General features: G+C 30.4%; 9 protein-coding genes. 2 read left to right on the top strand and 7 right to left on the bottom strand.

All coding sequences use genetic code 11. The features are described from left to right. The first annotated feature begins 127 nt into the window (after positions 1–127). On the top strand, positions 128–520 hold the full coding sequence (locus ABWO04_RS07760; RefSeq protein ID WP_353078850.1) for a DUF983 domain-containing protein: 393 nt from the start codon (positions 128–130) through the stop codon (positions 518–520). Here the strand turns inward: ABWO04_RS07760 and ABWO04_RS07755 are convergent. Beyond that, the gene (locus ABWO04_RS07755) at positions 509–1564 is read right to left on the bottom strand and encodes an NAD(P)/FAD-dependent oxidoreductase (protein ID WP_353078848.1); all 1056 of its coding nucleotides are present in this window, start codon (positions 1562–1564) and stop codon (positions 509–511) included. The genes ABWO04_RS07760 and ABWO04_RS07755 overlap by 12 nt on opposite strands. Before the next feature lie 165 nt (positions 1565–1729). Between ABWO04_RS07755 and ABWO04_RS07750 the strand changes: the two genes are divergently transcribed. After that, on the top strand, positions 1730–3112 hold the full coding sequence (locus tag ABWO04_RS07750; protein ID WP_353078846.1) for a retropepsin-like aspartic protease: 1383 nt from the start codon (positions 1730–1732) through the stop codon (positions 3110–3112). Between the two features lie 204 nt (positions 3113–3316). Here ABWO04_RS07750 and porN read toward each other — a convergent pair whose 3' ends face one another. From porN to ABWO04_RS07720, 6 genes are all read right to left on the bottom strand, one after another. Then, entirely contained in the window at positions 3317–4216 is a 900-nt protein-coding gene (gene porN, locus ABWO04_RS07745; protein ID WP_353078844.1) for a type IX secretion system ring subunit PorN/GldN, read from the bottom strand. A gap of 19 nt (positions 4217–4235) precedes the next feature. Further along, positions 4236–5774, bottom strand: a complete 1539-nt coding sequence (porM, locus tag ABWO04_RS07740) for a type IX secretion system motor protein PorM/GldM (RefSeq protein WP_353078842.1) — start codon at positions 5772–5774, stop codon at positions 4236–4238. A 52-nt stretch (positions 5775–5826) separates the two neighbouring features. After that, positions 5827–6474 (bottom strand): type IX secretion system motor protein PorL/GldL, encoded by a 648-nt coding sequence (gene porL, locus ABWO04_RS07735; RefSeq protein ID WP_291240978.1) that lies wholly within the window; start codon positions 6472–6474, stop codon positions 5827–5829. 54 nt (positions 6475–6528) lie between these two features. After that, a complete protein-coding gene (porK, locus tag ABWO04_RS07730) occupies positions 6529–7911 on the bottom strand; it encodes a T9SS ring complex lipoprotein PorK/GldK (protein WP_353078840.1) in 1383 nt (460 codons plus the stop codon). A gap of 137 nt (positions 7912–8048) precedes the next feature. Further along, on the bottom strand, positions 8049–9191 hold the full coding sequence (locus ABWO04_RS07725; protein WP_353078838.1) for a formimidoylglutamase: 1143 nt from the start codon (positions 9189–9191) through the stop codon (positions 8049–8051). Between the two features lie 4 nt (positions 9192–9195). Continuing rightward, on the bottom strand, positions 9196–9814 hold a 619-nt coding region (locus tag ABWO04_RS07720; RefSeq protein ID WP_353078836.1), incomplete at its 5' end, for a topoisomerase C-terminal repeat-containing protein.

Genomic DNA, 9814 nt, shown 5'->3' with positions numbered 1-9814 from the left:
AAGTAACTTCTTCAAATAAATACGTTCCACCAAAGGAAACAGAAAGATTATGTATATTCAGCATGTTTTTTTCTAATAAGGTGCAAAAGTACTATACTTATTTTACCTTTACATCAAAATAGTAAAAATGTTTGGTAAAGGGTCTAAAATTTATGCGATGATAACAGGTTGTTGCCCTAAATGTCATGAAGAAAGTATGTATTTAAATGCAAACCCTTTTAATGTTTTGAAGATTTATGCCATGCACGAAACGTGTTCGCATTGTAAACAAATATATAAAATAGAGCCTTCTTTCTTTTTTGGTGCGATGTTTGTAAGTTATGGACTTGGAGTATTAATTGGAATTATTACCTTTTTAGTATCGCATTTTGTGTTTCAAGCCAATTTAAAAACGGCTTTTATTTCAATTGTTGTTGCTTTAATTTTAAGCAATACCCTTATTATGCGAATGTCAAGAAATATCTGGATCAATATTTTTATTCACTTTGATAAAAATTGGAAAGAAAACTTATCTAAATAGTTTTTTATAACATCTTTCTATTGAAATTTCATTATCTAATGGGATTCCATTTTCAATATATTGATATAACTTATCTGATAAATACGGCGCAAAAAGCACACCACGAGTTCCTAATCCGTTTAAAATATATAAGTGGTTGTGTAGATGGTGTTTTCCTAAAAGTGGTCTTCTGTCTTTTACAGTTGGTCGTACTCCTGCTAAATGATCTATTACTTCAAAGTCGCAAGAAATTACTTCTTTTAAATGGGTAAGTAATTCTGTTTTTGCTTTTTCGGTTTTTTGATTGGTTTTGTCTTCCCAATCATACGTGGCGCCTACTTTGTATAAATGATTTCCTAAAGGTAAAATCCATATACTTGAATTTATAATTTCATTTAACTTTAAATTTTCGGACTTAATAACTAAAAGTTCTCCTTTTGTTCCATCAAGTGGTAAGTTGTTAAAATAGGGATTGTTATGTAAACCGAAACCTTCTGCGAATACAATTTTTTTAGATCTAATATCTTTATATTCAATCTGATCATCTTTGATTACTAACTTAGAAAAATCAAAAGTTTCTTCTAAATAGCAATTTTCTGCTACTAAATAATTGGTATAGTTTTCTTTTAATTTTTTAGTATCCAAGAAACCTGTTTCATTCACTTTTCCGAATTTATAATTACTTACTACTGCTTCGTTATTTAAAGTATTTAATTCACTACTTAAATAATTGGACAGGGTAGGTTTGTCAGACGCGGTAAACCAATTGTTTTGTTCTTCAATGTTATTTAATTTACGAAATAACGGAATTTCATATAAAAATGTTGTGCCTAATTTTGTTTCTAAATTTTTATAAAATGGAATAGTAATTGCCAATTGGGCTTCCGCTTCCCATATTTTTGTAAATCGTTTTAAAACAATTGGATTGTATAAACCTCCAGCAATAGTTGTTGAGTTTTGTGAAGCATTATTTATTACCATTATTTTTTTATGATGTAACAAACACGTTTCTGCAAAAGAAATTCCTGCTAAACCTGAACCAATAATAAGATAATCAACTTCCATTTTGTTTTGTTATAGTGTTACAAATTTACTTAAAATTGTAACGCTGTTTTAGTTATTAGATAAAAAAGAGGTATTTGAATAAATTTTGGCTATTTTTGATAATAAATATTTGACTTCCTGTCAATATAAATTTGAATAGAAAAATTGTAAAATTTATCTCTAATTATGAAATCAAAATATATAATATTATTTTTAATTGTCAATTTTTCTTTTGGTCAAGCAATAAAACAAGATAAGCCAATTCGGGCTTCAATGGTTTATGGCTATTTTACGGGAATAGAAACTACACTTGCAACTATTTCTGAAAAAAATCCAAATTTTCGTAAAGAGGTAAATTACCTGAATTTATTATTAACAACCAACTTTGGACAAAGTAAAAAAAATGCAATTAAATATTTAAAGGGATTAGGTGAATGGGAAAATTCTATTGAAACAGAAATGGACTCATTAAAACAAATAATATCTACAAACGTTAGTTTAAGTACAAACGAAGAAACTTCTGAATATTTAAAAGAAATTGAAAATAACTTAAAAGGAAATATTAAATCGCCCATGCTTGAAAACATATTGTCTTTTGAATATGAAAATCAACCTTCAAAGGAGTTTTCAAATGGTTACACTTATACATTTAATACTAAAGGTCATAAAAAATCAAAAAATACTGAACTAATTATTACTATTCCAAAAAGTTGGGCTTCAAAAGAAGGCAAACAACCTAATATAATCCAGCTTTTTACATCTGATTGTGGAGCCGGTTTTAACACAATTAGTATGTTAACTTATGAGGTTCCATACACCAAGGAAGAGTATGGTAATTTGACATTTGAAGAAATTAATAAAATATTTAAGGAAGAAGTTTTTACAGAGGAATATGCTAAAAATAGTTTTGAAGGTAAATTTATTTCTTATAAACCTATGAATATTGCAGGGCGAGCAGGTTTTTTAGTTGTTAATGAAGTTGTTACTGAACAAATGGGAATGAAACTCAAAATGAGAAATTATAATTATATTTTTCACGATGTAACTAATCTTCATTTTATTAGTTGTGGTGTTGGAACATCTGATATAGAAGAAAATCTTGATGAAAAAGCAACTGAAATTTATCCTCTTTTTTTTATGATTGTAAATTCAATAGTAGTCCCAAAGAAGTATGACGATGTAATCAATTTAAAAGGTACAGCTTTTCAAAAGATTATAGATATAAAAATTGCTGATAAAACTTATGACTTTATTCTTGATACAGGAGCAACTATGTCATTAATTGGCAAGGATGTGATAAATATTTTACTTGAAAACGGAGTGATTACAAAACGTAATTATTTAGGAAAAGATTATACCCAAACAGCTGATGGAAAAAAACATTTAGTAGAGTTTTGGAATATACCAAGTGTTATTATTGGTGGAAAAAAAATAAATGATGTTGATTTTACTGTAATGGAAGGTAACAATATTATGCCATTATTGGGAATGAATATTTTAAATAAATTAAACATATATAAAATTGATTTAGAAAATTATAAAATTTATTTAAAAAATGAAATCGATTGATATTGTATTAATGTATAAATTATTATAATAATTTATTTTCAATATTGTCATTTCGACGTATGGAAAATACCATAAAGTAATTATGATTATGAGATTTCTCCTTAAGTCGAAATGACAAAAAAAGTGTTTTTGTAGGTTACAAATTTAAACAAAAAAAACTCTTGCCGAAGCAAGAGTTTTTTTATGATTGGAGAAATATTTTAATTAGTAATTCCACATATCTAATTCGAAATTACGTATTTTTTCTTTTACTCTTTCTGATTCTAATAATTGCATTTGTGCATTTTCCTTCATGTAATCTTTTATCTCTCTATCACCGTACACATTTTCTTCTAAGTAAATTACGGCATTAAAACGACGTGCATTTAACAAATGGTCAAATGTAAATGGCATAGCAGAGTTTCTTTCATTAAAGGCCTTAGCGCTATGAAGAATATCTCTCGCTGATGGAAAATAAATCCAAAACAACTCAACTGGTTCATCGTTTTTGTTTTCATCTTTACCCATTGTGTTTACATCAGGCACCAAAGGACAAATACCTTGTAATCTGTATCTTAAGTCCCCTTGACGTTTGTCAAAATACCAAAAACCTTTAATTTTGTATCCTTTGACATCATAAGCTGAAATCTCAGTTACATTAATGAATTCAGAATCCGCTTCTAATTTTTCACCAGCATTAATTAGTTCTTTACCTCCATCAGTTGTGTCAATTTTTTTTAATGATTTTTCTATTTCATCTAAAGTTTTTTTAGTTGTAAAATATCCAGAATCATAAACTTCAGTTATCTTACCATCTCTAATTCCCTGTTTTAGCACATCATAAAGAGGTTTCCTATCTGGACTTAGATTAGCTTCAACTGGATAATACATTGGAAAATTTACTCTTTGATCCACATCAATAATTTCCCAAACGGTTTTTCCCATAAAGACATCTCTATCTCCAATGTAACCATAAGGTAATGGTTTGTCGTTATCTGCATTTTTTTCTGCTTCAGTTTTCTTACCGATTTCAGCAGGCGTTTTTGCATTTAGTAAATTAGATTGTGCAAACGAAAGTGTGCTCAAACCAAATACCGTTACTAATAAAAAATTTCTCCAATTCATTTTTTTATTTTATTAAATTTTATTTTATTTCAAAAGAACATGGTGAAATTTGTTTAACAAGCTGTCCTTCAGCTCCTCCAACAAACTTCGCTTTAATATCAAAAATACTAACAACATCTCCTTTCGAAGCTTTTGCAATTGCAGATTTTGCAGCAGCATCCATTTTACTTCCGCTAACAACTTTTGAAGGTTGTCCTGGAACTTTAATAGTAAATTGAGTAACTTGAGCTTTAACTGGAAAATCAAAATCAATTAAATCTGCTGTTATTGTACAAACTTCTAAATTAGATTTAGATCCTGATGCCGAAACTTCACCTCTAATTTTACCAGTAGGAGCAGGAATTCCTTTAATTCTAAATTCTTTTTTGTCAGTAACAACCTTTCCGTCAGGTAATGTTGCAGAAACTGAAACCATTACGCTGTTACCTGCACCTGGTTTTAATACGTATTTACCATCTGAACCAGACATTCCTGGAGCAGAAGCTTTTACTTTATTATTCGCAACACCAGCAAATGAAATCGTCATTGGATTAGCAACACCACGGTATACAACATTCATTTTGTCTGCAGAAATAGTTGCAGAGTTTGGACGAGGTACAACTACATAATTTCCTTTAAATGGTAATGGAATTGTTTTTCCATCTTCTAAAAATGAAAAAGATCCATTAATTGTTTGTTCTCCAACAGAACCTGCTGTTAAAGATATTACTGCTTGACCATTTTCTAATCTACCTGGTCCTTGAAATGAAGTAGGTTTAGTGTTTTCGTCATAACGCCCTAAAACAACTTTACCTTTAACATTTTCACCTTGAAAATATGCATTTTTTTCTAAAACTACAATTGCTTGATAATTGCTATATGAAGCTGCTTGTACCGCCGCTTTTCCTAAAGCAGCACTGATTACATCAGATTCTCCTTTTTTTGCATCATTTTGCCAAGCACTTAATTTTGCTAAAGATGCTACAGCTGGGAATCCTTTAAAATGATAATTTAAGTATTTATCTTTTAAACCTTCTTTATTTGCAACATCAGCTAAATCAAATTTTTTAATTATCTCATTTAAAATTGCTGAATATTTTTTCTCGTTTCCAAGAGCTGATTTCATTTCAGTTTTATAAGTTTCTATAGCTGCAATTACTTCATTACCTCTTTTAGAGTACCCATCTCCATTAAACAAACTATTATCTAAATTATCAGCTTTATCCATTGCTTCATAATCTAATTTGCCTGTTTTTTCATTTACTTCTACGCCATTTAACACTTCAGCTTTGATAGTTTCAACAAAAGCATAAAATTTCTTTGTTGCCGCTTCAACTTTATGAGCTGTAGCTGCTGCAACAGCAAATTCTCCTTTTGCCTCAGCTGCTTTTGCGTCTAATGCTGCCAACATTTGCTCGTTGGTTTGTTTAGATGTATTGTTAGCAGACTCGAATTTTTCATTCATTAATCCAAAAGCTGATAATACTTCTTTTGACATATTCATTGCCAACATTGCGATGAAAACCAAATACATTAGGTTAATCATCTTCTGTCTAGGGGTTAATTTTCCTCCTGCCATTTTGTAATAATTAGTTTAGTTAATTAAATTAAATTTATTTTGATAAAACTAATTATCCTTTGTTTTGCATTGCAGTTAACATTCCACCATATACAGCATTTAATGAAGATATGTTTGATGTCATAGATTGCATTTGTTCTTTTAATTTAGATGCATTTTCTGCAATTTCTGCATTAGCATCTGCATTTTTCTGAGCACCATCAATTTGTGCTTTGTATAAGTTGTTTAACGCTTCTAATGAAGTAGCTGCGCTAACCATTTGTTCTGCATATTTTGTTTGAGAAGCAATAGCATCAACAGTTGGAGCAATACCTTTAGCAGCACCTTCAAAGTTTTTAATGCTATTTCCTAAGCTTGTCATTAATTCACCATCAATTTTAGCTTCTTTTAATAAGTTGTCTAATTTTTGAGATAATAAACCTTGCGCTTCTTCAGGGTTTTCTTTTTTTCCTGATTTTGGTTTAGCTTCACCACCAGCTAATTCTGGGTACACTAATGACCAATCTAATTCATGTTCTACAGGTTCAAAAGCAGATAATGCAAAGATTAATGCTTCAGTTAATAATCCAACAGAAAGCATAACAGTTCCAGTTAACGGACCTAATTCAAAGTGAGTAATTTTGAAAAGTGCTCCAACGATTACTACTGCTGCTCCCATACCGTAAGCGAAATTCATTGCTTTTTTGCTTAAAATTGCCATAATTTAAAATTTTAGTTAGTTAAGTTATAATTATTAGTTAAGTTAAATTCTTGTTTATTTTATTTTTTTTCCTGTTACTTGTGTTCCCATGTAATCTTGTACGGTTCTAAAGCCAATATAACTTCTTGCAGAATCTTTATATTCAAAATCACGTGTAGATACTTGTAAGAAAAATCCTACATCTTTCCATGAACCACCACGAATCACTTTTCTTTGGTTTGCTTTATCTGATACGTTTGGATTCATAGTTGAAACAAATTCATAGGCACCTGCATCGTAAGAAGAATCTGTCCATTCAGCTACATTTCCTGCCATGTTGTATAAATTGAAATCATTTGGTTCAAATGATTTAGCTTCTACAGTATATAAGGCACCATCTGCTGCATAATCTCCTCTCATTGGTTTGAAATTCGCTAAGAAACAACCGCGGTCGTTTTTAGCATAAGGTCCACCCCATGGATACGTACCTGATTCAATTCCACCTCTTGCAGCATATTCCCATTCTGCTTCAGTTGGCAAACGGAACGCATTTACTTGATCTCTTCCTTTTTGTTTTTTTACATACGAGTTTTTATACAATGTTCTCCAAGCGCAAAATGCTTTTGCTTGATCCCAAGATACACCTACTACTGGGTAGTCTCCATACGCTTGGTGCCAAAAATAGCTATTGTGCATTGGTTCATTATACGAATACGCAAAATCTTTAATCCATACTGTTGTATCTGGATATATTTCTAAAGGCTTAGCATCTTCATAGAAGTTTTTACGTCCTTTTTTCTTTACTGCCTTGTTTAAATCAACTTGATTATATTTGAATTTTAATTTACTTACATCCATCGTTTTTAACCCATTAAACGATTCTGATTCTGGTAAATACATCGAATCCATTACTTCTACATAAGCCGCATCTGGATATTTAGCAGTTTCTTTTATTAATTTTACTTTTTTATTTGTTTTTCTATTAGCGTATGGATCGTCATCTGTGCCTACACTATAATAGTTTTCATACATATATTTGTCATATGCTGTCATTTTTGCTGGATCTGCATCAGCAAATGCAAAATCACCAATGCTTCCTGTGTTTTTTCCACCTGCAGCCGGTTTAGCACCATCTTCATCTGCTTTAACAGCTAAACGTGTTCTAATCGTAGAATCTTTCACCCATTCCACGAATTGACGGTATTCACTATTTGTAATTTCAGTTTCATCCATGTAAAATGAAACCACAGTAACAGTTTTAGTAGGCGCATCTTGTACATTGGCAATGTCATCATCAGACTTACCCATGATAAATGCACCACCAGGGATAAGTGTCATACCAAACGGTTTTTCTGAAAACCATTTTTTTCCTTTAACTCCTACTAGTTCACCTTTATCGCCTTTTCCACAGCTTGTAAGTAAAGCTAATGCTGCCGATAATACTAAAAACTTTTTCATATTAATTGGGTTATAAAATTTTATTTTATTTTAGGCTCCAAACCTATCTATTTATTTTGACATATACAATAGCAAATGTAAAATAATCTAAAAAAAAGTGTATTTTATCGATTTTTGCTATGCTTTTAACGATTTTTTTAATAGCTTTTTCTGTGCGCTTTCCACCATCTTTCGGGGATTTCAGCGTTACAAGCGGCTACATAATCATCGTTTGTACATGGTAATAACGTTTTTTTAACTGTTTTATTGTATATGGTATGATAATTTATTTCCATCCACCATCGTTCGGAACGGTTACTTTTATAAAAAACCAATTCTTCTTCTTCAGCTAAAACTATGTATCTATTATAATTTGTTTTGTCTTCAAAAGGATATTCGTAACTTCTTAAGTGAAATCCTTCAATAAAATACCATACAATTTGTGCAATGATTTCATTTTCGTTGGTATTGAAAAATTGATTGAAAATTCCAAAAGCACTTACTTTATCACTTATTCCTGCATATCGTGCTAAAGTGCAGATTTCTCTACCATCAAATCCATTTGGATAAAATTCTGTCGTATTTCCTGAATCGGATGATTTTATAGACTTTAAATCAAGACTAATAATATCCGCATCTCTAAAGATAGGCTCTACAATAGCTGGGTTTTTACTTATTTCGCCTAATCTATAGGTGTCAAAATACAATTTCTCAATTAAATCAATTTCTTCTTGAGAAGTGTAATACGTTTGATATCCTATACTGCAGAAATTATATAAATTAGTTGGCTCTTCAACAATTATTCTTGATAAATACGAATCAGATTCTAATTTTTCATCTTTTGCAAAATCGAATTTATTATCAATTGCGACTAAATTTACCATTTGGTCTAATTGATCAAAAGCACGATACATAGCGTAAGTTAAATCTTGCGAACCACCAACGACCAAAGGTATGATTTTCTGTTTGATTAAACTGGCACAAATGGTTTTTAACACAAAATAAGTATCACTTGTTTCGTTTCCAACTAATGCATCACCTAAATCGGCAATGCCTTTGTTCCAATTTCCAGGAAATAATCTGTAAAATGCTTTACGGAAGTTGGTAAAGTCAAATGAATCGTTGTTTAAATTTGCACCTCTATTTTCATTAACACAAATAAGTGCGATGGATATGTTTTCTAAATTAGGATAATCGGTAGCTGTATGCATTACAATTTTTTTACCTAATGTTTGATTAGATAATTGAGTTGTAAATTCCTGAATTTCTTCAGATACAGGTTGTAAATATTCGAATATCATAAAATTATTTCTTTTTAGCTACAGTTTTTTTAGCTGGCGCTTTTTTTGTCGCTGTTTTTTTAGCGGGTGTTTTTTTCTCAATCATCTCTTTTACTGTTTCAAGAGTTAATTTTGTAGCATCTATATCTTTACTCAGTTCAATTTTAATTTTCCCTTTTGTAATAACAGATCTTCCCCAACGTGCTTTTTCTACTTTAATACCTTCTTCTTTCCAATAATGAAGTACTTTTTCGATTTCTTTTTGTTGTTTGTCTTCAATTAATTCATTGATGTCAGCTTGAGATAAATTATCAAAATTGTATTTTTTATTTACATTGATAAAAATACCATTCCATTTTAAGAAAGGTCCAAATCGGCCTACGCCTTTTTGAACAGGTAAATTATCATAGGTAGCAATAGGTGCATCTGCCTTCGTTTTTTCATCGATTAATTCGATGGCTCTTTCCATTGTTACATCTAAAGGTTCTTCGCCTTTTGAAAGCGAAATAAATTGTGTTCCAAATTTTACATAAGGTCCAAAACGGCCATTGTTTACTTCAATTTCTTCCCCTTCATAAGTTCCTAAAGATTTTGGTAATAAAAATAAATCTAAAACTTCTTCTAATGTTATATTGCTAAGGTTT

Origin of the sequence: Flavobacterium sp. (assembly GCF_040382755.1) — a bacterium.
Lineage (GTDB): Bacteria > Bacteroidota > Bacteroidia > Flavobacteriales > Flavobacteriaceae > Flavobacterium.
Note: the sequence above shows the minus strand (reverse complement) of the source record. Positions and strands in the feature narration are given on the sequence as shown.

Bases quoted from the DNA above. Each gene is read 5' to 3' on its own strand.
- ABWO04_RS07760 (WP_353078850.1), top strand. From the start codon at position 128: ATGTTTGGTAAAGGGTCTAAAATTTATGCGATGATAACAGGTTGTTGC.
- ABWO04_RS07755 (WP_353078848.1), bottom strand. From the start codon at position 1,564: ATGGAAGTTGATTATCTTATTATTGGTTCAGGTTTAGCAGGAATTTCT.
- ABWO04_RS07750 (WP_353078846.1), top strand. From the start codon at position 1,730: ATGAAATCAAAATATATAATATTATTTTTAATTGTCAATTTTTCTTTT.
- porN (WP_353078844.1), bottom strand. From the start codon at position 4,216: ATGAATTGGAGAAATTTTTTATTAGTAACGGTATTTGGTTTGAGCACA.
- porM (WP_353078842.1), bottom strand. From the start codon at position 5,774: ATGGCAGGAGGAAAATTAACCCCTAGACAGAAGATGATTAACCTAATG.
- porL (WP_291240978.1), bottom strand. From the start codon at position 6,474: ATGGCAATTTTAAGCAAAAAAGCAATGAATTTCGCTTACGGTATGGGA.
- porK (WP_353078840.1), bottom strand. From the start codon at position 7,911: ATGAAAAAGTTTTTAGTATTATCGGCAGCATTAGCTTTACTTACAAGC.
- ABWO04_RS07725 (WP_353078838.1), bottom strand. From the start codon at position 9,191: ATGATATTCGAATATTTACAACCTGTATCTGAAGAAATTCAGGAATTT.